At 64.3% G+C, this 24,546-nt stretch carries 24 protein-coding genes; 8 read left to right on the top strand and 16 right to left on the bottom strand.

Annotation, left to right across the window (positions count from 1 at the left end):
• Positions 1-11: 11 nt before the first annotated feature.
• The 6 genes from lptE to FQ755_RS35425 all read right to left on the bottom strand — a co-directional run bounded on the left by lptE (position 12) and on the right by FQ755_RS35425 (position 6,456).
• Complete coding sequence (gene lptE / locus FQ755_RS35400) at positions 12-563, bottom strand: LPS assembly lipoprotein LptE (protein WP_144162598.1); 552 nt, start codon at positions 561-563, stop codon at positions 12-14.
• A gap of 106 nt (positions 564-669) precedes the next feature.
• Entirely contained in the window at positions 670-3,261 is a 2,592-nt protein-coding gene (leuS, locus tag FQ755_RS35405) for a leucine--tRNA ligase (RefSeq protein ID WP_144162600.1), read from the bottom strand.
• A gap of 152 nt (positions 3,262-3,413) precedes the next feature.
• Positions 3,414-3,854, bottom strand: coding sequence for an ExbD/TolR family protein (locus FQ755_RS35410; protein ID WP_144162602.1), 441 nt, complete (start codon positions 3,852-3,854; stop codon positions 3,414-3,416).
• 65 nt (positions 3,855-3,919) lie between these two features.
• Positions 3,920-4,648, bottom strand: coding sequence for a MotA/TolQ/ExbB proton channel family protein (locus FQ755_RS35415; RefSeq protein WP_260859024.1), 729 nt, complete (start codon positions 4,646-4,648; stop codon positions 3,920-3,922).
• A gap of 82 nt (positions 4,649-4,730) precedes the next feature.
• Positions 4,731-5,528 carry a 4-hydroxy-tetrahydrodipicolinate reductase gene (gene dapB, locus FQ755_RS35420; RefSeq protein WP_144162604.1) on the bottom strand — a complete coding sequence of 266 codons (798 nt, stop codon included), beginning with the start codon at positions 5,526-5,528 and terminating at the stop codon, positions 4,731-4,733.
• 109 nt (positions 5,529-5,637) lie between these two features.
• On the bottom strand, positions 5,638-6,456 hold the full coding sequence (locus FQ755_RS35425; protein WP_144162787.1) for an outer membrane protein assembly factor BamE: 819 nt from the start codon (positions 6,454-6,456) through the stop codon (positions 5,638-5,640).
• Between the two features lie 162 nt (positions 6,457-6,618).
• Between FQ755_RS35425 and fur the strand changes: the two genes are divergently transcribed.
• Complete coding sequence (gene fur / locus FQ755_RS35430) at positions 6,619-7,047, top strand: ferric iron uptake transcriptional regulator (protein WP_144162606.1); 429 nt, start codon at positions 6,619-6,621, stop codon at positions 7,045-7,047.
• Between the two features lie 206 nt (positions 7,048-7,253).
• On the opposite strand, the gene gap is transcribed toward fur, so the two are convergent.
• Together gap and tkt are read right to left on the bottom strand one after the other, a co-directional pair.
• Complete coding sequence (gene gap / locus FQ755_RS35435; protein WP_144162608.1) at positions 7,254-8,264, bottom strand: type I glyceraldehyde-3-phosphate dehydrogenase; 1,011 nt, start codon at positions 8,262-8,264, stop codon at positions 7,254-7,256.
• 99 nt (positions 8,265-8,363) lie between these two features.
• Entirely contained in the window at positions 8,364-10,385 is a 2,022-nt protein-coding gene (tkt, locus tag FQ755_RS35440) for a transketolase (protein WP_144162610.1), read from the bottom strand.
• 322 nt (positions 10,386-10,707) lie between these two features.
• Between tkt and speE the strand changes: the two genes are divergently transcribed.
• From speE to FQ755_RS35455, 3 genes are all read left to right on the top strand, one after another.
• Entirely contained in the window at positions 10,708-11,577 is an 870-nt protein-coding gene (gene speE, locus FQ755_RS35445; protein ID WP_144162612.1) for a polyamine aminopropyltransferase, read from the top strand.
• 98 nt (positions 11,578-11,675) lie between these two features.
• Positions 11,676-12,089 (top strand): VOC family protein, encoded by a 414-nt coding sequence (locus FQ755_RS35450; RefSeq protein WP_144162614.1) that lies wholly within the window; start codon positions 11,676-11,678, stop codon positions 12,087-12,089.
• A 19-nt stretch (positions 12,090-12,108) separates the two neighbouring features.
• On the top strand, positions 12,109-12,849 hold the full coding sequence (locus FQ755_RS35455; RefSeq protein ID WP_144162616.1) for a 16S rRNA (uracil(1498)-N(3))-methyltransferase: 741 nt from the start codon (positions 12,109-12,111) through the stop codon (positions 12,847-12,849).
• Between the two features lie 131 nt (positions 12,850-12,980).
• On the opposite strand, the gene FQ755_RS35460 is transcribed toward FQ755_RS35455, so the two are convergent.
• From FQ755_RS35460 to FQ755_RS35470, 3 genes are all read right to left on the bottom strand, one after another.
• A complete protein-coding gene (locus FQ755_RS35460) occupies positions 12,981-13,550 on the bottom strand; it encodes a barstar family protein (RefSeq protein ID WP_186308751.1) in 570 nt (189 codons plus the stop codon).
• 7 nt (positions 13,551-13,557) lie between these two features.
• A complete protein-coding gene (locus FQ755_RS35465) occupies positions 13,558-13,974 on the bottom strand; it encodes a ribonuclease (RefSeq protein ID WP_144162620.1) in 417 nt (138 codons plus the stop codon).
• Between the two features lie 380 nt (positions 13,975-14,354).
• Positions 14,355-16,694, bottom strand: coding sequence for an NADP-dependent malic enzyme (locus FQ755_RS35470; RefSeq protein WP_144162622.1), 2,340 nt, complete (start codon positions 16,692-16,694; stop codon positions 14,355-14,357).
• 165 nt (positions 16,695-16,859) lie between these two features.
• Between FQ755_RS35470 and thiL the strand changes: the two genes are divergently transcribed.
• The 4 genes from thiL to FQ755_RS35490 are packed head-to-tail and all read left to right on the top strand — an operon-like array spanning position 16,860 to position 19,542.
• Entirely contained in the window at positions 16,860-17,855 is a 996-nt protein-coding gene (gene thiL / locus FQ755_RS35475) for a thiamine-phosphate kinase (RefSeq protein ID WP_144162625.1), read from the top strand.
• Complete coding sequence (locus FQ755_RS35480; RefSeq protein ID WP_144162627.1) at positions 17,845-18,441, top strand: phosphatidylglycerophosphatase A; 597 nt, start codon at positions 17,845-17,847, stop codon at positions 18,439-18,441. The genes thiL and FQ755_RS35480 overlap by 11 nt, the downstream gene beginning before the upstream one ends.
• A gap of 26 nt (positions 18,442-18,467) precedes the next feature.
• The gene (locus FQ755_RS35485; protein WP_144162629.1) at positions 18,468-18,968 is read left to right on the top strand and encodes a CinA family protein; all 501 of its coding nucleotides are present in this window, start codon (positions 18,468-18,470) and stop codon (positions 18,966-18,968) included.
• Between the two features lie 55 nt (positions 18,969-19,023).
• Positions 19,024-19,542 (top strand): cupin domain-containing protein, encoded by a 519-nt coding sequence (locus FQ755_RS35490; protein ID WP_144162631.1) that lies wholly within the window; start codon positions 19,024-19,026, stop codon positions 19,540-19,542.
• 43 nt (positions 19,543-19,585) lie between these two features.
• Here FQ755_RS35490 and pyrF read toward each other — a convergent pair whose 3' ends face one another.
• The 5 genes from pyrF to araH all read right to left on the bottom strand — a co-directional run bounded on the left by pyrF (position 19,586) and on the right by araH (position 24,541).
• Complete coding sequence (pyrF, locus tag FQ755_RS35495) at positions 19,586-20,401, bottom strand: orotidine-5'-phosphate decarboxylase (RefSeq protein WP_144162633.1); 816 nt, start codon at positions 20,399-20,401, stop codon at positions 19,586-19,588.
• A gap of 92 nt (positions 20,402-20,493) precedes the next feature.
• Entirely contained in the window at positions 20,494-21,549 is a 1,056-nt protein-coding gene (locus FQ755_RS35500; RefSeq protein ID WP_144162635.1) for an aldose 1-epimerase, read from the bottom strand.
• A 209-nt stretch (positions 21,550-21,758) separates the two neighbouring features.
• Complete coding sequence (locus tag FQ755_RS35505) at positions 21,759-22,685, bottom strand: SMP-30/gluconolactonase/LRE family protein (protein WP_144162637.1); 927 nt, start codon at positions 22,683-22,685, stop codon at positions 21,759-21,761.
• Positions 22,682-23,482 carry an SDR family NAD(P)-dependent oxidoreductase gene (locus tag FQ755_RS35510; protein WP_144162639.1) on the bottom strand — a complete coding sequence of 267 codons (801 nt, stop codon included), beginning with the start codon at positions 23,480-23,482 and terminating at the stop codon, positions 22,682-22,684. The genes FQ755_RS35505 and FQ755_RS35510 overlap by 4 nt, the downstream gene beginning before the upstream one ends.
• A gap of 42 nt (positions 23,483-23,524) precedes the next feature.
• Complete coding sequence (gene araH / locus FQ755_RS35515) at positions 23,525-24,541, bottom strand: L-arabinose ABC transporter permease AraH (RefSeq protein WP_144162641.1); 1,017 nt, start codon at positions 24,539-24,541, stop codon at positions 23,525-23,527.
• Between the last annotated feature and the right edge of the window lie 5 nt (positions 24,542-24,546).

Consider the following 24,546-nt stretch of genomic DNA (forward strand, 5'->3'; position numbering starts at 1 on the left):
CGAGATCGGCATCAAAGCGGCGGCGGCGGCAGCGGCGCGCGCGGCGCGACCGCCGGCACCGCCTCACCCGGCCCGGGATGCAGCGAGCGCACGACGCCCAGGCGGCGCGTCAACTGGTCGACGGCGTCGTTGCGCATGTCCGCGTACAGCAGGGTTGCTTCCGCGCTCTTCGATTGGGAAAACTGGTCGCTGTAGGTCATCGCACGATTCAGTTCGATCAGGCTGCTCGGAATCAGCACCGTGCCGTCTGAACTGACCAGCGTGTAGCCCAGCGCATAGGTCAGTTGATACTCCTCCACGACGCCCAGGGAATTTATTGCCAGGACGGAATTGCCGAGACTTTCTGACACGTGCAGGACGGCGTCGGCATTGGCCGTCGAGTTGACAATCACGGTGTCGCTGCCGCCCTGGACCATACGAGTTAAACGACCCGCGAAGTCCGCCGGCGCACCGACCACCGCAAGGCGCTTGAACGGATAGTTCTGCTGCCCGCGTAGCTGAAAGCCGCAGGCGGACAGCGCCATCACCCCGCAAGCCAGCGTCAAAAACGATCTGCGAGTCACATTGGCTCCTGGTTCGCAGTGAATTCCTGAATCCCGTACCCGATCCGGGCGCCGCCGCGCTTTACTGCCTTCGGGCGCGGCATCCGGCTCATTTCCGGCCGCACCGTCAGACGACGATGTTCACGAGACGGCCCGGCACGACGATGATCTTCTTCGGCGCATTGCCTTCCGCGAATTTGGCGAACATCTCGTGTGCGAGCGCGGCCTGCTCGATGGCGTCACGCGGCGCGTCCTTGGCCACCTTCACCGCGCCGCGCACCTTGCCGTTGACCTGCAGCACCAGTTCGATCTCAGCCTGTTCGAGCGCCTTCTCGTCGACCTTCGGCCACGGCGCGTCGAGCAGCGTGCCGAATTCGTCGGCGTAGCCCAATTCCTGCCACAACTGGAAGGTGGCGTGCGGCACGACCGGGTACAGCACGCGCAGCAGCACGCCATAACATTCGCGCAGCACCGCGGGCTGCGCACCCTTGGCGCTGTCGACTGCGTTGAGCATCTTCATTGCCGCCGACACCACCGTGTTGTACTGCAGACGTTGATAGTCGAAATCGGCCTGCTTCAGCACGCTGTAGATCTCGCGGCGCAGCACCTTGTCCGTTTCGGCGAGTTGCGCAGCGTCGAACGAAGCACGCTCGCGCAGCGCCGCTTCGTTCGCATGACCGAAGCCCCACACGCGACGCAGGAAGCGGCTCGCGCCCTCCACGCCCGCGCCCGACCATTCGAGCTGCTGCTCGGGCGGCGCGGCGAACATCACGAACAGACGCGCCGTGTCGGCGCCATACTGGTCGATCAGCACCTGCGGATCGACACCGTTGTTCTTCGACTTCGACATTTTCTCGACCCCGCCGAGCACCACCGGCTGACCATCGGCGATCAGTGTGGCGCCGAGCGGGCGGCCCTTGTCGTCGTGCGTGACGGTGACGTCGAGCGGGTTGTACCAGGTCTTCTTGCCCGCTTCGTTTTCGCGGTAGTACGTCTCGTTAAGCACCATGCCCTGCGTGAGCAGATTCCTGGCCGGCTCGCCAAACTTGACGATGCCGAGATCGCGCGACACCTTCGCCCAGAAGCGCGAATACAGCAGGTGCAGGATGGCGTGTTCGATGCCGCCGATGTACTGGTCCATCGGCATCCAGTAGTCGGTGCGGGCGTCGACCATGGTCTTCGCGTCCGGCGCGGCATAACGGTAGAAGTACCACGACGAATCGACGAAGGTGTCCATGGTGTCGGTTTCGCGCCTGGCCGGCGCGCCGCACTTCGGGCATGTGCAATTCACGAATGCTGCGGACTTCGCGAGCGGGTTGCCCGTGCCGTCCGGCACGAGGTCTTCCGGCAACACCACCGGCAGATCCTGCTCCGGCACCGGCACGTCGCCGCAGGTGTCGCAGTAGATAATCGGGATCGGCGTGCCCCAGTAACGCTGGCGCGACACGCCCCAGTCACGCAGACGGTAGGTGACCTGCTTGTCGCCGAGGCCGAGATCCTTCAGGTCGCCGGCGATTGCGTCGACAGCCTGCGTGTAGGTCATGCCGTCGTACTTGCCGCTGTTGACCAGCGTGCCGTTCTTGTCGCCGTACCATTCTTCCCAGGCCTCGGTCGAGTATTCCTTGCCTTCGAGCGCCACTACCTGCCTGATCGGCAAAGCGTATTTCTTCGCGAACGCGAAATCGCGCTCGTCGTGCGCCGGCACGCCCATCACCGCGCCTTCGCCGTAGCTCATCAGCACGTAGTTGCCGATCCACACTTCGACCTGCTCCTGCGTCAGCGGATGCGTGACGTAGAAACCGGTGCCCATGCCCTTCTTTTCCATCGTCGCCACGTCGGCCTCGGCGACGCCGCCGCGCTTGCATTCTTCGATGAAGGCCTGCAGTTCCGGCTTGTCCTGCGCGAGACGTGTGGCGAGCGGATGCTCGGCGGCGACTGCGCAGAAGGTCACACCCATGACCGTGTCGGCGCGCGTGGTGAATACGCGCAGCACCTTCTGCTCGCCGTCGATTTCATACGGGAAGCCTAAGTTCACGCCGAAGCTCTTGCCGATCCAGTTCTGCTGCATGATCTTGACGCGCTCGGGCCAGCCGAGGCCTTCAAGGTCGTTCAGCAGTTCGTCGGCGTATTGCGTGATACGCATGTAGTACATCGGGATTTCGCGCTTTTCCACCAGCGCGCCCGAACGCCAGCCGCGTCCGTCGATCACCTGTTCGTTGGCGAGCACGGTCTGGTCGACCGGGTCCCAGTTCACCGTGCCGGTCTTCTTGTACGCGATGCCCTTTTCCAGCATCTTGAGGAACAGCCACTGGTTCCACTTGTAGTAATCGGGGCTGCAGGTGGTAACTTCGCGCGACCAGTCGATGGCGAGGCCCATCGACTGCATCTGCTTCTTCATGTACGCGATGTTGTCGTAGGTCCACTTGGCCGGCGGCACGTTGTTGGCCATCGCGGCGTTTTCCGCCGGCATGCCGAAGGCGTCCCAACCCATCGGCATCAGCACGTTGTGGCCGTTCATCCGCAGATAGCGGTACATCACGTCGTTGATCGTGTAGTTGCGCACGTGGCCCATGTGCAGCTTGCCCGACGGATACGGCAGCATCGAGACGCAGTAGAACTTGGGCTTGTCGGTGGTTTCCGTTGTCTTATAGGCGTCGACGGCGCGCCATTGCCCTTGCGCGGCGGCTTCGACGTCGGAGGGAACGTATTTTTCGTGCATGGTGTGATGGGATCGCTGGGTTCGGTGCTTTCGCACCGGGCCTGGTGCTCTGCTTGATGAAATGGCGTGGTTTCCCCGCTGGCAGGGGAAAACGCTGATTATACCGTTCGCCGGAGGGTCTGCCGTGCGCCGCGCGGCACGGCGGCGGCGCTTCAGTGGCTTGACTGGTTCGCCACGGGCGGCGGCGGATCGGTCACGAAGCCGAGCCGTTCGAGCCCCGCCTGCTGTGCCGCGCCCATCACCTGGGCGATGACCTCGTAGCGCGTGGAGCGCTCGGCGCGTAGCTGGATCTCCGGCTGTTCCGGCTGTTTGCCCGCCTCGACGAAGCGCGCGCGCATCTGCTCGAGCGTCAGCGCGGCGCCGTTCCAGTAGATCTTGCCGGCGGCGTCGATGGAAAGCGAAATGGTCTGCGGGGTCTGACGCACCGGCGCGGCGGCAACTTTCGGCAGATCGAGCCGGATGGCGTGCGTGAACAAAGGCGCGGTAATGATGAAGATGACGAGCAGCACCAGCATCACGTCGATCAGCGGCGTCATGTTGATTTCCGCCATCGGCGCCGCGGCTTGCCGTTTTTCGAGTCCGCCGAATGCCATGTCGATCCTCCTCGCTGACTGACGCTGGGGTGAAGCTGGGAAAGAAGCTGAAAACCGGCTGAAACCTAGACCGAACTGGCCTGCGCCGATTTCACCTGCGCTGCGGCGCCTGCGGGCATGCCAGCGGGCGTAGACGCGGGCGCGCAAACATAGGCGTGCAGATCGTGCGCGAAGCCGTCCAGTTCCTCCGACAATTGCCGCACCATGCGGCCAAGCACGTTATAGGCGAGCACCGCCGGGATCGCCACCACGAGCCCGAAGGCCGTCATGATGAGCGCCTCGCCGACCGGGCCGGCGACGTTTTCGATCATCGCCTGGCCGCTCGCGGCGATGCTGCCGAGCGCGTGATAGATGCCCCAGACGGTGCCGAGCAAGCCGACGAACGGCGCGGTGCTGCCCACCGATGCCAGCAGCACCTGGCCAAACTCGAGACGCCGTTGCGACCCGACAAGCGCCTGGCGCAGCGCGCGCAGCACGCGTTCGCTGGGTTCGACGCGCGCCAGCAAGGCGCCGGGGATGTCCACTTCCGAAGCATGTAAGGCGGCCTCGGCGAGCGGCGTAAAGACCCGCTCGCTGTCCGCGCGCCGCAACACCGCGACGCCCTCGGAGAGCGTGGGAGCCTGCCAGAACTGGCCGATCGCGCGCGCCGCCTGGCGCTTCGCGCGGCTCAGCATCCAGCCCTTGACGATCAGAAAGCACCAGCTCGCCACCGACATGGCCGCCAGCACATAGGCTACGGCATGCGTGATCGAGTCGCTGGATTGCAGGTAGTGAAGAATGCCGGTGCCTGCCATTGGACCTCGCCGTCGGAAAGTATGGCCTGATGCAGCGGAGCGCGCCGCGAGCGGATGCGGCGCGCGCGGGACGCAAGCGCGCTCAGCGCAGGCCGAGCACGTCCTGCATGTCGTAAAAGCCGTTGGCGTGGCCTTCGAGAAAGTGCACGGCGCGCAACGCGCCCTGTGCATAAGACAAGCGGCTCGCCGACTTGTGCGTGATCTCGATGCGCTCGCCGATGCCCGCGAACAGCACGGTATGGTCGCCGACGATATCGCCGCCACGGATCGCCGCAAAGCCGATGGTCGACGGATCGCGCTCGCCGGTCACGCCTTCGCGGCCATAGACCGCGCATTCGTCGAGATTGCGGCCGAGCGCGCCGGCGATCACCTCGCCCATGGCGAGCGCGGTGCCGGACGGTGCGTCCACTTTATGCCGATGATGCGCCTCGATGATCTCGATGTCGTAACCGGTCGCGAAATGGCGCGCGGCGTATTCGAGCAGCTTGAGCGTGACGTTGACACCCACGCTCATGTTAGCGGCAAATACGACGCCGATTTTCTCGCCGGCCGCACGCAGTTGCGCCTTCTGCTCGTTGTCGAACCCGGTGGTGCCGATCACCAGCTTGACGTCGTGACGCAGCGCCGCTTCGAGATGCGCGAGGGTGCCGGCGGGGCGCGTGAAGTCGATCAGATAGTCGGACTGGGCGAATACCTGCTCGATATCGTCGCTCAGCAGGACGCCGGTCTCCTTGCCGAGAAATGCCCCGGCGTCCTGGCCGAGATGCGGCGAACCGGCGCGCACGAGCGCACCGGAAAGTTTGACGCCAGAATCGTTCAGGACGGTTTCGATCAGCATCCGGCCCATACGGCCCGATGCACCGGCAATGGCAATGTTCATGGCGTTCACGTGCAAAAGGCGACGCACAAGGCGCCGCGATATGGCGGAAAAAACACAAATGACGGGCTCGCGCTCTGCACGCGGCCCGTCATTGTCAGGGACAGCTGAATTAGCTGCCCGTTCCCGGGGTGCCCGAAGCGGACGACGTCAACGGTGCGTTGTAGGTCGGGCCGTTGTTGCTCTGCGAGCCTGCCGGACCCACCGGATTGTCTTGCGGCACGCCCGGCACCGTGGGCGGCGGCGGACGCGTGAACTGGAACTGCGGCGCACCTGGCGAAGTGGCGCCTTGCGGCACCACGCCACCGTTCGCGGTCGGCGTGCCGGCCCGCACCGACGGCGTGATCTTGCCGCTCGGCGCCTGCACGGCGTCGGTGGCGCGGTTGGCTGCCTGGGCGGCTTCGGCGTTCGCGTCCATCGATTGTCCGGCCGTGGCTGCCCCGCCCGCCGGCGGCGTGGCCGCGGCAGCTGCAGCGGCGCCCGAAGCGGCGGCCGGCGCACTGGCGGCGGCTGCCGCTGCTGCAAAGGCCTTCTTGCCGCGCTTGTCGCCGTCGATTTCGGCAAGCAGTTCGAGGTTCGACGGCAGGTCTTCGCCGCCCGTCCAGTTGGCGACGCGGTCGCCCGTGAAATTCACCACGAAATCGCGCTGCTGCACGACACTCGTATTGCCGCGCTTGAAATAGAACACATAATCCCAGCGGTCTGCGTGGAACATGTCGGCGAGAAGCGGCGTGCCGAGCAACTGGCGAACCTGATCGCGCGACATGCCGACCTGCATCTGGGCTGCTGCCTCTGCCGAAACAAAGTTGCCCTGCACCACGGTAATCCGATACGGCGTTATGCTTTGAGCGATTCGCTGCGTCACGCTATCGTATGTCGAGCATCCGGCAAGAACCGCGATAGTCGCTGCAGCAATCAAGGTACCCCGCATGCGGCTCCCCCGGTAGATCAGTAGAGATTTTGAAATCATTTCACTCACCGTGCGGGCCCTGCCTGTAGCGAGCCGCGCGAGTTTCGTTGCATCGAAGATGACCTGAACAGCGTAAACACATTACTATTAGAACCCTGCATTGTACTCTAGGGATCCCTTGCCATGACCAATCCAACCGATCTCAAAAATATCGGCCTCAAGGCGACCCTACCGCGCCTCAAAATTCTGGAGATTTTCCAGCACAGCCCGGTGCGTCACCTGACCGCTGAAGACGTTTATCGCAACCTGCTGCACGAAGAGCTCGATATCGGCCTCGCTACCGTCTACCGCGTGCTCACGCAGTTCGAGCAGGCCGGGCTGCTGTCGCGCAGCAATTTCGAATCCGGCAAAGCCGTGTTCGAACTGAACGAAGGCACCCACCACGACCACCTGGTGTGCATCGACTGCGGCCTGGTCGAGGAGTTTTTCGATCAGGAAATTGAAAGCCGTCAGCAAACCATTGCGAAAGAACGCGGCTTCAAGCTGCAGGAACACGCGCTGGCGCTGTATGGCGTCTGCACCAAGGAAAACTGCCCGCATCGCAAACATTGATTGACGGGCACTATGGCCGGGTAGCTGACGGCGCGCAAGTGCGGACGTAATAAACGGAAACGCGAAACGGAAACCCGATCGGCGAAAGCAGATCGGGTTTTTTTGCGTCAAGGTGCAAAAGCGCAAAAAAAGCCGCTCCGAAGAGCGGCTCCTGTCTCTGCCGATGCCGGACCGGATCGAATCAGGCGCGGCAACAATGACGCAGATTACTTCGCGTTCATGAGCGCGACCGTCGTATCCAGCATGCGGTTCGAGAAACCCCACTCGTTGTCGTACCAGCTCGACACCTTCACCAGCCGGCCCGACACCTTCGTCAGCGTCGAATCGAAAGTCGACGAAGCCGGGTTGTGGTTGAAGTCGATCGACACCAGCGGCGCCTTGTTGTAGCCGAGGATGCCCTTCAGCGAGCCTTCTGACGCTTCCTTCATGATCGAGTTCACTTCGTCCACCGTCGTGTCGCGCTTCGCGATAAACGACAGGTCGACGATCGACACGTTGATGGTCGGGACGCGAATCGCGTAGCCGTCCAGCTTGCCGTTCAGTTCCGGCAGCACGAGGCCGACGGCCGATGCCGCACCCGTTTTCGCCGGGATCTGGCTGTGCGTGGCCGAGCGCGCGCGGCGCAGGTCTTCGTGATACACGTCCGTCAGAACCTGGTCGTTCGTGTACGCGTGGATCGTGGTCATCAGACCGTTTTCGAGGCCGATCTTGTCGTTGAGCGGCTTGACGAGCGGTGCCAGGCAGTTGGTCGTGCACGATGCGTTCGAAATGACCGTGTCCGATGCCTTCAGCACGTGATGGTTCACGCCGTAGACGATGGTTGCGTCCACGTCTTTACCGCCCGGCGCCGAGATGATGACCTTCTTCGCGCCACCCTTGATGTGCGCGCTGGCCTTCTCTTTGGTCGTGAAAAAGCCCGTGCATTCCAGCACCACGTCGATGTTCAGCTCGCCCCACGGCAGCTCGGCCGGGTTGCGGTTCGCCAGCACGCGGATACGGTCGCCGTTGACGACGAGGTAATCGCCGTCCACCGAGACTTCGCCCGGGAACTTGCCGTGAGCCGTGTCGTATTGCGTCAGATGGGCGTTGGTATTGGCATCGCCCAGGTCGTTGATGGCGACGATCTGGATGTCGTGCTTCTTGCCGTTTTCATAGAAGGCGCGCAGCGTGTTGCGGCCGATCCGGCCGTAGCCGTTGATTGCGACGCGAATCGTCATGGTCTATCTCCTGATGGCTGAAAAAATACGTCCATGTTTGGCTCTGCTGGGCCGGGCGCCGCCGGGCGAAAGACGCTCGCGGCGGGACCCGACACCCAATCAGCCGAGTGCGGCCTTGGCCGTCGCTACGACGTTTTCGACGGTGAAGCCGAAGTGCTTGAACAACACGCCAGCCGGGGCCGATTCGCCGAACGTGTCGATCCCGACCACCCCGCCTTCCAGACCCACGTACTTGCGCCAGAAATCCGTCACGCCCGCTTCGATCGCCACGCGGCGCACGCCCTTGGGCAGCACGCGTTCGCGGTACTCGGCGTCTTGCTGGTCGAACACGGTGGTGGCCGGCATCGACACCACCCGTGCCGCGATGCCTTCGCGCGCCAGCGGCTCGACCGCGTTCAGCGCGAGTTCGACTTCCGAGCCGGTCGCAATCAGGATGATCTTGCGCGCGACGATCTCGTCGTTCCAGTCGCGCAGCACGTAGCCGCCCTTGGCGACGTTGGCGATCTGCGCGTCCGTGCGTTCCGAGAACAGCAGGTTCTGGCGGCTGAAGATCAGCACCGACGGGCCGTGATGTTCGACAGCCTGCGTCCACGCCACCGCCGTTTCGACGGTGTCAGCCGGACGCCAGACCTGCAGATGCGGAATCAGGCGCAGGCTGGCGACGTGTTCGATGGACTGGTGGGTCGGGCCGTCTTCGCCGAGGCCGATCGAGTCGTGCGTGAACACGAAGATCGACGGCGCCTTCATCAGCGCGGCGACGCGCAGCGCGTTGCGGCTGTAGTCCGAGAACGTCAGGAACGTGCCGCCGAAGGCCTTGAAGCCGCCGTGCACGGCGATGCCGTTGATGGCGGCGCTCATGCCGAATTCGCGCACGCCGTAGTTCACGTAGTTGCCCGCCGCGCGGCCTTCCGCGTTGACGCGCACCGGCTTGGCCGCCTTCCAGTTGGTGAGGTTCGAACCGGTCAGGTCGGCCGAGCCGCCGAGCAGTTCCGGCAGCACGGTCGAGAGGCCTTCGATAGCCTGTTGCGATGCCTTGCGCGTGGCGATGGTTTCCGCGCGCTCGTTCGCGCCGGCGATGATGGCCTGCGCCTTCTCGGCCCAGTTGGCCGGCAACTGCTTCGCCATGCGACGCTTAAACTCAGCGGCTTCCTGCGGATACTTGGCTTCGTATGCTGCAAAGGCCTTGTTCCACTGGGCTTCGTTCTGCGCGCCCGCTTCCTTCGCGTCCCATGCCGCATAGACTTCCGCCGGGATCTCGAACGGCGCCCACTTCCAGCCGAGCTTCTCACGCGCGCCGGCGATTTCCTTCTCGCCGAGCGGCGCGCCGTGCGAATCGTGGCTGCCGGCCTTGGTCGGCGCGCCTTCGCCGATCACCGTCTTGCAGCAGATCAGTGTGGGCTTGTCCGACAGCTTGGCTTTCTTGATGGCGGCGTCCACGGCTTCGACGTCATGGCCGATCACGTTCGGCACCACGTTCCAGCCGTAAGCCTCGAAACGCTTCGGCGTGTCGTCGTGGAACCAGTTCACCACTTCGCCGTCGATCGAAATGCCGTTGTCGTCGTAGAACGCAATCAGTTTGTTCAGCTTCAGCACGCCCGCGAGCGAGCAGGCTTCGTGCGAAATGCCTTCCATCAGGCAGCCGTCGCCGAGGAACACGTAGGTGTGGTGATCGACGATCTGCGCGTCCGGCTTGTTGAATTCCGTTGCCAGCAGCGATTCGGCCAGCGCCATGCCGACTGCATTGGCCAGACCCTGGCCAAGCGGGCCGGTGGTCGTTTCAACGCCCGGCGTGATGCCGTATTCCGGGTGGCCCGGCGTCTTCGAATGCATCTGACGGAAATTCTTCAGCTCTTCGATCGGCAGGTCGTAGCCGGTCAGATGCAGCAGCGAATACAGCAGCATCGAGCCGTGACCGTTGGACAGCACGAAGCGGTCGCGGTCAGCCCACTGCGGGTTCTTCGGGTTGTGGCGCAGATGGCGCGACCACAGGGCAACGCCGATCTCGGCCATGCCCATCGGCATGCCCGGGTGACCGGAGTTCGCTTGTTGAACAGCATCCATAGCCAGCGCGCGGATCGCATTGGCCATCAGGGAGGTGGGAGCGGGAGACGGGGTCGTCATGTCGAGTTCCGGAGAACGAGTCCAAAAAGCGGGGCGCGGGCGGCGGGTCCGGAAGCTCGGCGGGCAGTCTCAGTCTGCTAGGGCGCACGGTGCGGCGCCTGGAGACGCGATACGGGCAGAGCAAACGGACAAGGCTGCAAAGCGTCATATTCTAACAGATGGTTGTGGCCTTCCAGCCCGGAAACCGCATGATCCGCAGGGGTTGCGGCGCGGCTTGCAGCCTCGTTGCTACAGCAGCCCACGCGCTGCTGAGGCGGCCCCGGCTTCGACTTTATAATCGACACATCGCCAACCGATTGCGCCCGCCCGCGCACCGCCGACCTTGAGCGCTCCGCTGCTATTCCAGCCGACTCCGTACGCCCTGTATGGCTTCCCAAACGCGCGGCGCCTTACGAGCCACGCCTCCGCGCATCAATTGATCGAAGTCTGGGACACCCCGCAACTCGGGCGGCTTTACACGCTCGACGGCCGCCCCATGGCCTCCGTCGGCGACGAGTTCATCTATCACGAATGCATGGTGCATCCGACCGCGCTGGCTCACCCGGCGCCGCATAGCGCGCTGGTGCTGGGCGGCGGCGACGGTGGCACGGCACGGCAGCTGCTGCGGCATCCTGAGATCACTCGAATCGTCGTCGCCGAGCTGGACGCCGAGGTCGTGCGCCTGACCCGCGAATATCTGCCGCAGGTGCATGGCGGCGCCTTCGACGACCCGCGCGTCGAACTGGTGATCGGCGACGCCGCCGATTTCGTCGCCACCGCCCAGCAGAAGTTCGACCTGGTGGTGTTCGACCTGACGCCGCCCGACTCCCCGGCCGCCAGCCTCTACACGGGCGCGTTCTACACGCAGCTCAAACGCGTGATGCGCCCCGGCGCGGCTTTGTCGATGCATCTGGGCGCGCCGTACTACCATGCCGCGCGGGCCGCCACGCTGCTCGACGGGCTGAACGAGGCGTTCGCGGTGGTCCGCACGATGAGCGCGTTCGTGCCGCTATACGGCTCGCTATGGACGATGGCCACCGCCAGCGACACGCTCGACCCGGCGGCGCTCGCCCCGGCCGAGCTCGCCGGACGTCTCACGGCCCGGCAAGTCAAGGACCTCGCGTGGTACGACGCCGACGCCCATGCCGGACTCTTCTCGGCTTCTCGCGTGGTGCGCGATAAACTAAGTCAATTCTTAAAGCCATCACGGTAACGCGACGGCAGAATGTGCGATTCGGTCAGCGCGGCGTCAATGCGCCGGCCCCTGGCCAAGCTGCACGCGCCCGCCGTCCCCTAGATCCGGAGAACTCCATGACCGCCTCTCGCCCAGCCGGTGTGCCCTGGTTGACCCCTTATCTGACGGTTCGCGACGCACGTGCCGCGATCGCGTTCTTCGAGGCGGCCTTTGGCTTCGAGGTGCGCGAGAGTGTCCAGGACGACGGCGTGGTCATGCACGTCGAAATGGTCTATCAAGGCCAGTTGATCGTGATGTTCGCGCCGGAAGGCGCGTTCGGCTCGACGGCGAAGACACCCAAAAGCGCGGGCGCGATTGCGCCGCAATCGTTCTATGTTTATGTCGACGATGTCGACTCGGTTTATGCGCGGGCCCTCGTGGCCGGCGCGAAATCGCTGAGTGAGCCGCAGGATCAGTTCTGGGGTGACCGCTTTGCCCAGGTCGAAGATCTGGACGGTTACCGCTGGGCACTCGCTCGCCACCTTTCGTGAACCAATGAGTATTTTTTTGATGCCCCGCTTCTTCGTCGGTACCGCCTTCAAACCCGGCGACATCCTGCAGCTTCCCGATGACGTCACCCGGCACGTCCATGTCCTGCGTCTGCAGGCCGGCGACTCGATCGTATTGTTCAACGGCGAAGGCGGCGAATATAGCGCCGAACTCATCGAAGTCGAACGCCGCTCGAGCACCGTCAAGATCCGCGAATTCCGCGATATCGAGGTGGAACTGCCGTATCGCCTGACGCTTGCGCAAGGCATTGCCAGCGGCGACAAAATGGACTGGCTGATCGAAAAGGCCGTCGAGCTGGGCGCATCCAGTTTCGTGCCGCTTACCACCACGCGCAGTGTCGTGAGGCTGTCGGGCGAGCGGGCACAACGCCGCCACGCGCACTGGCAAGGCATCGTGCGCGCCGCGTGCGAACAATGCGGGCGCAATCGCATGCCCGACATCGCGTCGGTACGTGAAATCGCCACGTGGCTTGGCGCGCTGCCGCGTGAAGCGGAAGAAGGCGAGTTGCGCCTGCTGCTGTCGCCGCGCGCGAACATCAGCTTTTCGGCCTTGCCCGCCACGGCGCCGACAGGCCGCGTCCTGCTGTTGATCGGACCGGAAGGCGGGTTCTCGTCGGCGGAAGAAGCGGCGGCCACCAGCCACGGTTTCTCCGCCGTGGGTTTGGGGCCGCGCGTGTTGCGCACGGAAACCGCCGGGATCGCCGTGCTAGCCGCGCTGGCCGCACGCTGGGGCGGTTGGTAAGGTTGGTAAGGCCGGCCCTCGATCCGCCCGCTCGCCGCGTTACCCAAAAGCAAAAGGCCCGCCGATTTGGCGGGCCTTTTGCTTTTACCTGGTTCAACTATCCGTATCGGACCAGGCCGCTCTCACCTGGCTCAGGCGAACGAATAAAACACCCGGAACGCCACCTTACGCTCGGCCCAGAATTCCGCCGCTTCGCGGAACACGTCGAGCAGCGTCTCGCGGCCTTCCTTGTCGAATTTCTGCGCCACCGGCAGCGCCTCCAGCACGATCACGAAGCCGGGCTGCGCGCCGGCCTTGGCGACCAGGTCGGTCAGGCAGTCGTAGAGTGCGTCGTAATTTTTGCCGAAATGCTTTGGAAACAGAAATGAAGTCGCAATCGTTTCGAGGACTTCCTGCTTCGACTGCGCATTCGCGCAATGCGCATACAGGAAATGCTGGCCCAGCTGGCTGGCTTCGTCAGCGAGATCCTGAACGCGAAATGCGCGGATCGACTGTACGATGTTCGGTCGTACGGTCTTGAAAAGACTCATAGGCCCCTCGTTCGATGAAAGCACAGTGCTGGCTTCGCTCTGGGTATCCCGTCCGTCACCGGCGGTGCGCATCTGCATGACGCGCTGAAACAGATTGCCGTCGCCGGCCGCGAAAAGATCCGTCGCGACTCCGGAGTCGTGCGCGTAGACGTTGTCGCTCATGCCGTTCATCCCGATGTCATTCAACAATACGATTAAAACTCGTGTAGTGGTCGTCCGAGTAAAAGCAGTTATCGGTCCGCTGTAGCGGACCCCCACAGACAATGCGACGCGCGCCGCGATCGTGGGCACGCGGCGTAGGAACGGTGTATTCGTGATAATAGCCGCGCCGGTGCGGCGGCAGCAGCCGTTCGTGGTTGCCGAATACGATGCCGTCCTTCTCATACGGGTAAGGCCCGCCTGCGGCAATCAAGTTCAACGTATTGACTGCTTCACGCGGCAATTGCGCCACCGCGATGGTGCCCTGCACCTGATTGCTGCTGTCGCTGGGGGACGAATAGTCGCGCGCATACGCGCCGCTGACCACACTCCCGCACAAACTGCCAAACGCCAGGGCGCCGATGAGCACGCCGCTGCGGAGCCACTTGCGTGCCATGAAGCAGGATTCCCGCTGTTAGATCACGAGTTTGACGACCATGAAAGACGTAAGGGTATCGCTAATGGCCCCTGGAATCAACGTTCGTCCGGCGAACGACGGGTTCCGGCGTTGCGGCGAAACCCCGTCCACGCAGAATTGACAACTCTTGACAGATTATTTTATCTCGTTCGAGCTAAAATTAGCTCGGCGGTTGAGATCGGAAATGAGCGTAACTGGTTCGCTCGACTCCGGAAGCCTCGGAGGTGGAAACCGTCGTTTCAAGCCTTTTAGGGTGACAATCCCCTGTTCGCCCTGCGGCGTGCCCGTTGCGGGCACGCCTTTTTTTTGCCGGGTGATTGTCGTGATGACGCGCGGGTTGAGCCGCGCCTGAATTGCGCTTAGCGCGCGGCGATTACGTCCGCGACCAGCAGGGCTGTCATGTTGACGATCCGGCGCACGGTGGCCGAAGCGGTCAGCACATGCACCGGCTTGGCCGCGCCCAGCAGGATCGGGCCGATCGCGATGTTGTTGCCGGCCGCCGTCTTCAGCAGGTTGTAGGAGATGTTGGCGGCGTCGATATTCGGCATCACCAGCAGGTTTGCGTCGCCTTCCAGCGTCGATTCCGGCATCACCTCGCGGCGCAGGTTCTGGTCGAGTGCGACATCGCCGTGCATTTCGCCGTCAACTTCCAGATCCGGCGCGCGTTCGCGCAGGATCTCGAGCGTATCGCGCATCTTCTGCGCGGTCGGCGCGTTGCTGGTGCCGAAGCTCGAATGCGACAGCAGGGCGATTTTCGGCTCAATGCCGAAGCGGCGCACTTCCTCGGCCGCCATGATGGTGATCTCGGCGAGTTGCTCGGGGGTCGGATCGACGTTGACATGGGTGTCGACAAGGAAAATCTGCCGGCCCGGCAGCACCAGACCGTTCATCGCCGCGTAGACGTTGCAGCCGGCCTTCTTGCCGATCACCTGGTCGATGAAGTGCAGATGGCGGTGCGTGGTGCTGACCGTGCCGCAGATCATGCCGTCGGCTTCGCCCTTGTTCACCAGCATCGCGCCGATCAGCGTCGTGCGGCGGCGCATTTCGAGCTTGGCCATCTGTGCGCTGATACCCTTGCGCCCCATCAGCTTGTGATACGACTGCCAGAAATCGCGATACCGCTCGTCGTGGTCGGTGTTGACCACCGTGTAATCCTGGCCGTTGACAAGACGCAGGCCGTAACGCGCAATGCGCTGTTCGATCACGGCGGGACGGCCGATCAGGATCGGCTTGGCCAGCTTTTCGTCGACGACGATCTGCAGCGCCCGCAGCACGCGCTCTTCTTCGCCTTCCGCGAATACGATGCGCTTCTTCTCCGGTTCGACGCCGCGCGCCAGCTGGAAAATCGGCTTCATCGTCGTACCGCTGTGATAGACGAACTGCTGCAGATGCTGCTCGTAAGCCTCCATGTCCTCAATCGGGCGCTCGGCGACGCCCGAATCCATCGCGGCCTTGGCCACGGCCGGCGCAACCTTGACGATCAGACGCGGATCGAACGGTTTCGGAATCAGATAAGCCGGCCCGAACGACAGGTCCTGAATGCCATAAGCCGTGGCGACGATGTCGCTCTGTTCCTGGCGCGCCAGTTCCGCAATCGCATTGACCGCGGCGATTTCCATTTCGCGCGTCACGGTAGTCGCGCCCGCATCGAGCGCGCCGCGGAACAGGAACGGGAACACGAGGACGTTGTTGACCTGATTCGGGTAATCCGTGCGGCCGGTGCACAGCACGGCGTCCGGACGCACTTCGAGCGCCAGTTCCGGCAGGATTTCCGGATTCGGATTGGCCAGCGCGAGGATCAGCGGCTTGTCCGCCATCTGCTTGACCATGTCCTGCTTGAGCACGCCGCCAGCCGAGAGGCCAAGGAAAATATCCGCGCCGCCGATCGCTTCGGCCAGCGTGCGGGCTTCGGTTTCGCGGGCAAAGCGCTCCTTGTCCGGGTCCATCAACTCGGTGCGGCCCTTGTAGACCACGCCGGCCAGATCCGTCACGGTGATGTTTTCGAGCGGCAGGCCGATGTCCACCAGCAGATCCAGACAGGCCAGCGCCGCAGCGCCCGCGCCCGACGAGACCAGCTTGACGTTGCGGATGTCCTTGCCGACCACCTTCAGGCCGTTGGTAATCGCCGCCGCGACGACGATAGCCGTGCCGTGCTGGTCGTCGTGAAACACCGGAATCTTCATGCGCTTGCGGCATTCGCGCTCGACGATAAAGCAGTCCGGCGCCTTGATGTCTTCCAGATTGATACCGCCGAAAGTCGGTTCGAGCGCGGCAATTACTTCGACCAGCTTGTGCGGATCGGACTCGTTCAACTCGATATCGAACACGTCGATGCCGGCAAACTTCTTGAACAGCACCGCCTTGCCTTCCATGACCGGCTTCGAGGCAAGCGGGCCGATGTTGCCGAGACCCAGCACGGCCGTGCCGTTCGTCACGACGCCGACCAGGTTGCTGCGCGCGGTGAAACGGGCGGCATTCAGCGGGTTCTCGACGATTTCCTCGCACGCGAACGCCACGCCGGGCGAATACGCCAGCGCGAGGTCGCGCTGGTTGATCATCTGCTTGGTCGGCGCGATGGCGATCTTCCCGGGGGTCGGGAACTCGTGATAATCGAGAGCGGCTTCGCGGAGTTTGCTATTGACGGGATTCGACATAAGGCGGGCTTGGGAGGGCGGATTAGAATAGGTACTCGACGGCATTGTAGCGCCAATCCCTGACGCGATTCCTTCAATCGGGGCACAGGTGCCGAGACCAAAACAGTGCCAACGGCGGCAAATCGCCTTTAGCGAGAAAATGCGGCAACGCAGCATTTTCACCCTACAATGCACGCCGTTAGACGCTTTTCCGTGCACGGACTCCAAACCATGCTTTCCGAGTTTTCGCTGATCGACCGTTTTTTCGCGCGCCGCGCCGGCGCCGCACGCGCCCGCGACGACGGCTCGCTGGGCATCGGCGACGACTGCGCGCTGCTCGCGCCGCGTCCGGGTGAGATGCTGGCCATTTCGACGGATATGCTGGTGGAAGGCCGCCATTTCTTCACAGATGTCGATCCCTATGCGCTTGGCCACAAAGCTCTGGCGGTGAATCTGTCGGATCTGGCCGCGATGGGCGCGCGGCCGCAGGCATTCACGCTGGCCTTCGCGCTGCCGCAGGCTAGTGAAGACTGGCTCGCGGCCTTTAGCAACGGGCTTTTCGAACTGGCCGAGCACTACGATTGCGCCCTGATCGGTGGTGACACCACCGCCGGGCCGCTCAATCTGTGCATTACCGTGTTCGGTAGCGTGCCGCCTGCCCAGGCACTGCGGCGCGATGCGGCGCAACCCGGCGACGACATCTGGATCTCTGGCACGCTCGGCGACGCCCGCGCCGGCCTCGGCGTGCAGCGCGGCGAGTGGAGCGCCGACGCGGCCGATGCTGCGACATTTCGCCGCGCCCTCGAACGCCCCGAACCGCGCGTCGCGTTGGGCCTTGCGCTGCGCGGCATCGCGCGGGCGGCGCTCGATCTCTCCGACGGCCTCGCCGGCGATCTGCTGCACATTCTGGAACGCTCAAATCTACAGGCGCAGGTGGACGTCGACGCGGTGCCGCGCTCGGCCGCACTACGCCGTCTGCCGGTCGAGGTGCAGCGCCGCTGCACGCTGGCCGGCGGCGACGACTACGAACTGTGCTTCACGGCGCCCGCCGCGTGCCGCGCGGACGTCCAAGCCGCGGGTCGCGAAGTGAATATTCCGCTCACCCGCATCGGTACAATGAGTGCTCGCCAATCGACTGCGGAGCAGCCCGCCATCCGTTGGCTCGATGCAGCCGGCCATCCGCTCACCTTGACCTTGCAAGGCTTCGACCACTTTCATGCAGACTGAATCCGCGCTCGGCCCCGCCGACGATTTTCAGGGCAGCCGTCCGGCCACCGGTCCGTCGCACGGTGGCCCATCGGGCCACACCCCCAACCCGCGCCCCTCGCCGCCGCGCCGCGCGACCGCCCGCTTCATGCTGTCGCATCCGCTGCACATGATTTCGCTCGGCTTCGGCAGCGGCCTCTCGCCGATCATGCCGGGCACGATGGGCACGCTGTTCGGCTGGGCGTCGTTCGCGCTGCTCAACCGCTATCTGACCGTGCTCGACTGGGGCGTGCTGATCGCGGTGGGTTTCGTGGCCGGCATTTCGATCAGCGGCTTCACCGCCACCAGGCTCGGCATCGAAGATCCGTCCCCGGTGGTGTGGGACGAGGTCGTCGCGTTCTGGCTGGTGTTGGTGATGGTGACGCCGGTGAGCGTCACCGGACAGGCATGGGCATTCGTCGTGTTCCGCTTCTTCGACATGGTGAAACCGCCGCCGATCCGTTACTTCGACCGCAGACTCAAAGGCGGTTTTGGCATCATGTTCGACGATCTGGTCGCGGCGTTTTTCACCTTGCTGGTGATCGCGTTGTGGCGCATGGCGGTCTGACCGCCTCACGTTTCCCGGACCTACGCATGGCTACCGATTCCGTCGTCCATCAACTCGCTATCCGGGTGAGCAACCGGCTGCGCGACGAACGCCTGATGCTCGTGACCGCCGAGTCGTGCACCGGCGGCATGGTCGCGGCGGCGATCACCGACATCTCGGGCAGCAGCAACTGGTTCGAGCGTGGCTTCGTCACGTATTCGAATCAGGCCAAGAGCGAGATGATCGGCGTGCCGGCCGATCTGATCGACAAGCACGGCGCGGTCAGCGAACCCGTCGCCCGCGCGATGGCCGAGGGCGCGCTGCGCAATAGCCGGGCCCAGGTGTCGCTGTCGATTACCGGCGTGGCCGGTCCTGGCGGCGGCACGGAGAGCAAGCCGGTGGGCACCGTTTCGTTTGGCTGGAGCAACCGTCTGCATACGGCCGTCGAAACCAAGGTGTTCAAGGGCGACCGTGAAAAAATCCGCACCCAGGCCACCGCGCATGCACTGCGCGGCATACTGACGTTGCTCGACGGGCGCGAGCGGTGAGGCGACTGGCGGCTGGTTTTCGCACCCACCTCTCGCACCCACCTTCCGCACCCACATGTCCACGCCCGACCTTGCCAAAGACGATCTGATTCGCCGCTTCGATCTGCAACCGCATCCCGAGGGCGGTTTTTTTCGCGAGACGTATCGCTCGGCGGCGCTGGTGAAACGCGAAGGCGGCGGAGAAACGCGCGCGGCGTCGACGGCAATTTACTATCTGCTCTGCGACGGCGCGCATTCCGCGTGGCATCGGATCAAATCGGACGAAGTCTGGCATTTTTATGCCGGCGCGCCGCTTCTGGTACACATGCTCGACGAAGCGGGCGAACTGGTCACGCATCGGCTAGGCAATCCGCTGACCGATCCTGGTAGCGTATTTCAAGCCGTCGTGCCGGCCGGCCTGTGGTTCGCGGCGGAGTGCGAAGACCCGGCGACGTTCGCGCTGGTGGGTTGCACGGTGGCGCCGGGATTCGAGTTCAGCGAATTTGAATTGGCCGGGGCCGACGCGCTAGCGCGCGCGTATCCCGCACAGGCTGAGATGATTGCGCGATTGGGACCGGCGGCCCGGCCCGCTTAAAACAGCATGGACTGGCAGCCAATCGGACGCCGCCGCCCCACCCTCACCGATACGCGTTGATCCGATCCCGCGTCTCCTGCGCCGCCTTCGCCGCGGCAGCACCGAAGTCCTCGCCCTTGCCGGCATAAATAATCGCGCGCGACGAGTTGATCAGCATGCCGGTGCCCGCCGCCGTGCGGCCCGCGTTCACGGTCGCCTCGACGTCGCCGCCCTGCGCGCCGATCCCCGGAATCAGCAACGGCATGTCGCCCACGATCCCGCGCACGACTTCGATCTCCTTCGGGAATGTCGCGCCCACCACGAGGCCGAGCTGGCCGCTGGCATTCCACTTATCGGCCGCCAGTTGCGCGACCACCTGATACAACGGTCGTCCCGCCGTGTCGAGAAACTGCAGATCCGAGCCGCCCGGGTTCGAAGTCCGGCACAGCACGATCACGCCCTTGCCCGGATGCTCCAGATACGGCTCGATCGAATCGAAACCCATGTACGGGTTCACCGTCACCGCGTCCGCCTGATAGCGCTCGAACGCCTCGCGCGCATATTGCTCGGCGGTGCTGCCGATATCGCCGCGCTTCGCGTCCAGAATCACCGGCACGCCCGGATGATTCCGATGAATATGCGCGATCAACTGTTCGAGCTGATCTTCCGCGCGATGAGCGGCGAAGTAGGCAATCTGCGGCTTGAATGACGACGCATACGGCGCGGTCGCGTCGACGATCGTGCGGCAAAACTCGAAGACGGCGTCGGCGCGGCCCGCGAGCGCGGCCGGAAATTTCGCCGGCTCGGGGTCAAGGCCGACGCACAGCAGCGAGTGGGTGCGCTGCCAGGCGTCGTTGAGGGTCTGGATGAAAGTGGACATGATGGGTTTCGCGGCGGGTCGATAGGGGAAGTGGCGCGTATTTTACCCGTCCTCGCCACGACGGCATGCCGCTGCACGCCGTACCGCCATGCTCATTGCCGCCGGCCGCCCGCCGATGAACGCAAACCGGTCCGCTCCACCGTAAACCGGAACGAGCGGCTCAGGCGCTCGCCGCGCGCCAGCATCGTCATGCCGTGGGTCGCCGCGCCGCCCGGCAGATTCATCGCATTGATCGGATGATCGACCGGCTCGAAGCAGAAGAAATCCGCGCCGGGCGGCGTGTAGAGCACGTAGTAATCGGCATCCGACGCGATCGTCAGCGACAGGCGGCGTTTGGGCCACACCACCGCCGCCTGCCCGCTCCAGCCGGTAAAGGCGTGATTGACGATCGTCTCCGGCAGCGGATACGCCACGCCGAACTGCCAGGCCGGCGGCGCCGGCACATGACGCACCGGCAGCCAGTCGTCGCCCTGTAGCCACAGGCCCGCCGCAGCCGCCGACAATTCGGTCTGCGCGTCACGCACCAGAAACGGATGGATGCCGAGCCCGAACGGCAAGGCATCGCGCCCCGTGTTTTCGACTTCGAGCGTGATCACGAGACTCGGACCCTCCAGCGCGTAAGTCTGCGTCGCGCGATAGGCATACGGCTTGCCGTCGCTGCGGTCGAGCGTCAGGCGCACGCTGTCCTGGTCGCTTGCGGCAACCTGCCAGTGTGCCAGCCAGCCGTCGCCGTGAATCGGCAGCGGTTCGGCGGCACGATTGCGCGGCACGTCGATGCGCCGTCCGCCCACGCCGAAATGTCCGCCGCCGATGCGGTTCGAATAGGGCAGCATCGGATAGCAGGCCAACTGGTTCGGATCGGTGTCGGCGGCGATATGGCCGCAGCGGCGAAAAATCGGCACCAGCGCGCCGTCGCTGCGCCAGTCGAAGCGCGTAATCCCGCCCCCCAGCGACGGCGCCACGTCGAGCCGCAATTGCGCATTGGCCAGCGTGATGCACGCGAACTCGCCCGCACTGCCCTCGCCGACGGCCACCGCCGACGTGCTAGGGCCCGCGAGCACCGGATTGGCGGCGGCAGCGAGCCGGGCGCGACGCGTCTGTGAAGTGGGCGTGGTGGGCGAACTGGAAACGAGATTCGCAACAGTCATATCAGGCTCCATCGAGAGGCGAGGGACGTTCCGGCATGACCGCCGGATGTTATACGGGCGCCTTGCCTGGCCGCCTCTTTGTGTCCTTGAATCTGGAATCGGTCGGCGCTTGCGTGCCGCAGCACGCTACGCGCGTGGGTCATGTTGCCGGGCCCATTGCGGCCCAGTTGCTCAAGCACCGCGGCGCGCATTCGCGTGCCGTATGAAAGTTAGCTCAACTCACTCATGTTGCGAAAGGCGGGTCCACCCTGGAAGACGGCCTCAGGCAAGCCGCGCGCGCCAGCAACAGCCACGTATACCCCGCCCGCATGCGGGTCGCCGGCGAGTGCGGCGGCATCGAGATCCGTGCGCGCGCTCGTGATGTAAAGCGTGCCGAGCCGGTCGCCGCCGAGCGCCACGCAACTCGGCTGCGCGGTCGGCACCGTCACGCGCGCCGTTTCCGCGCCATCCGCGCCGTAGCGCACCACGCGCGCGCCGCCCCACTGCGCATTCCACAGGCCACCGTCGCGGTCGACGGTCGAGCCATCGGGCTCGCCGGTTGCGTCGGCGAGTGTCGTGAACAGACGGTCGCGGGCGACCGTGCCGTCGGCTGCGTAATCGCACGCGCGAATCTCGCGGGTCGGCGAGTCGCAGTAATACATCGTCGTGCCGTCCGGACTGAACGCGATGCTGTTCGAAATGGCGGGCGCCGGCAACGGCAAACGTTCGAGCGACAGATCGCGATTCAGACGATAGAACCCGCCCACCGCGCGCAAGGGCGAACCCTCATCCTTCGTACCGAAGACGAAACGCCCTTGACGATCGCAGCGGCCGTCGTTGACACGCGTATGCATGCCCGGCTCGACATCGACGATATGCTGGGTCTCGCCCGTCGCCAGGTCGAAGAAGGCGAGGCGGCTGGCGAGTCCGAGCAACAGGTAATGCGGATCGGCGCACAGCGCGAAGGTGGCGAGCCGCTCCGGCATGCGCCAGGAGATGCGGCTGCCGTCGCGCGGATCGTAGCGCCAGAGTTTCGCGCCCTCGATATCGGTCCAGTAAAAGCGCCCGCTGCGCGAGCACCAGGTGGCGCCTTCGCCGAGCGTGCACTTCGCGTCGACCAGCAGCGCGGCGCGCGTGATCCGGCCCGTCGCGCTCACGCCCAGCCTCCGTCGACGATGACGTCCTGCGCCGTGATCATGCGGCTGTCGTCGGCGGCGAGGAAGAGCGCCATGCGGGCCAGATCGTCGGGCAACAGTTCACCGTCGATGCATTGGCCTTCCTTGATGGCGCGGCGGCCCGCATCGTCGAGCCACAGACGCTTTTGCTTTTCCGTCATCACCCAGCCCGGCACCAGCGTATTGACGCGAATATTGAAGTGGCCGAGATCGCGCGCGAGACTGCGCGTGAGCCCCTGCACCGCCGACTTCGACATCGTGTAGACCGCGTAACCGCCGTTCTTCAGCATCCAGCTGATCGAACCGAGGTTGATGATCGAGCCGCGGCCGGCCGCTTTCATATCGTCCATCACGGCTTGCGCCGCGAACAGCTGATGACGGATGTTCACGGCGATCGCCGCGTCGAACGACTCCGGCGTCACCTCTTCGATCTTGTGACGCTTGTCGTTGGCCGCGTTATTCACAAGCACTTCGATCGGGCCGAGCGCGGCCTTGACGTCGGCGATCGCTTTGCGCAATGCGTCGATGTCGGTCAGGTCGCACGGCAGGAACAGCGGCTTGTGACGCGAATCGCCGAGTTCATCGGCGAGCGCCTCGCCGGCGCTGGCGTCGATATCGAAGAACGCGACGCGCGAACCCTGCGCCGCGAAGTGTTCGACGAACGACGCGCCGATGCCGGTCGCGCCGCCCGTGATCAGCACGGTCCGGTCTTCGAGACTCGGATAGCGTGCATAGACGTTGTCCGCCTGGCGGGCGTTCGCATTGGCCGGTGACGACATCGTTCGTTTCCTCAGAAAAGCAGATATTTCAGGCGCCGCGCATCAATCGCGCGAGCCGCGGTTCTTCAACTGGTCGAGCAGCACGGCGGCAAGCAGGATCGCACCGCGCACCAGGTACTGATAGAACGCGTCGATGTTCAACAGGTTCATCACGTTCTCGACCGTACCCATGATCAGCACGCCGATCACCACGCCGGAAATCGTCGCGCGGCCACCGAGCAGCGACACGCCGCCCAGCACACACGCGGAGATCACGTTCAGTTCGAAGCCTTCAGCCGCATTCGGCTGACCCGAAGTGATCCGCGAGGCGAGAATCACGCCGGCCAGCGCGGTCACCGCGCCCTGCACGAGGAAGATGTATACGCGGGTGCGTTCGACGTTGATACCGGCCAGACGCGACGCTTCCGGATTGCCGCCGATCGCCAGCGTATTGCGGCCATACACGGTCTGGTTGAGCATCACACCGAACACGATGAAGCACAGCAGCGTCACCCAGATCGGCAGCGAGACGCCGAACATCGAAAGGCCGCCCAGTGCAATAAACGTATCCGACGACACCCCCACCGCCTGGCCATGCGAGACGATGAAGCCGAAGCCACGCACGATTTCCATGGTGGCGAGCGTGGTGATCAGCGCGTTGATGCGCAGGTACGCGATCACGGCGCCGTTGACGAAGCCGATCACCGCGCCGGCCGCCACCGCCGCGATGATGGCGATGAAGGTATTGCCGGTGGCGTTGAGCACCATCGCGCACAGCACGCCGGCGAACGCGACCGTGGAACCCACGGACAGGTCGAAGTCACGTGAGGCGAGACAGAACATCATCGTGCAGGCGACCATGCCGATCTGCGAAATCGACAGCGCGAGCCCCAACATGTTTTCGATCGAGAAAAAGTGATCGACGGTCAGGGACATCGTGATGAACATGATCGCGAAGATCACGATCAGGCTGTAGTCGGTGACTTGCTGCCACCATTTCTGCTTGTCGTTGCTCTGCGGAATCAGCGCTTCGGCGGCACTTTTGGCGGCCTGCTGCGCGAGGTTTTCTCTGGCTTGCATTTGAT

It is taken from the genome of Paraburkholderia sp. BCC1885, from assembly GCF_900996235.1.
GTDB lineage: Bacteria > Pseudomonadota > Gammaproteobacteria > Burkholderiales > Burkholderiaceae > Paraburkholderia.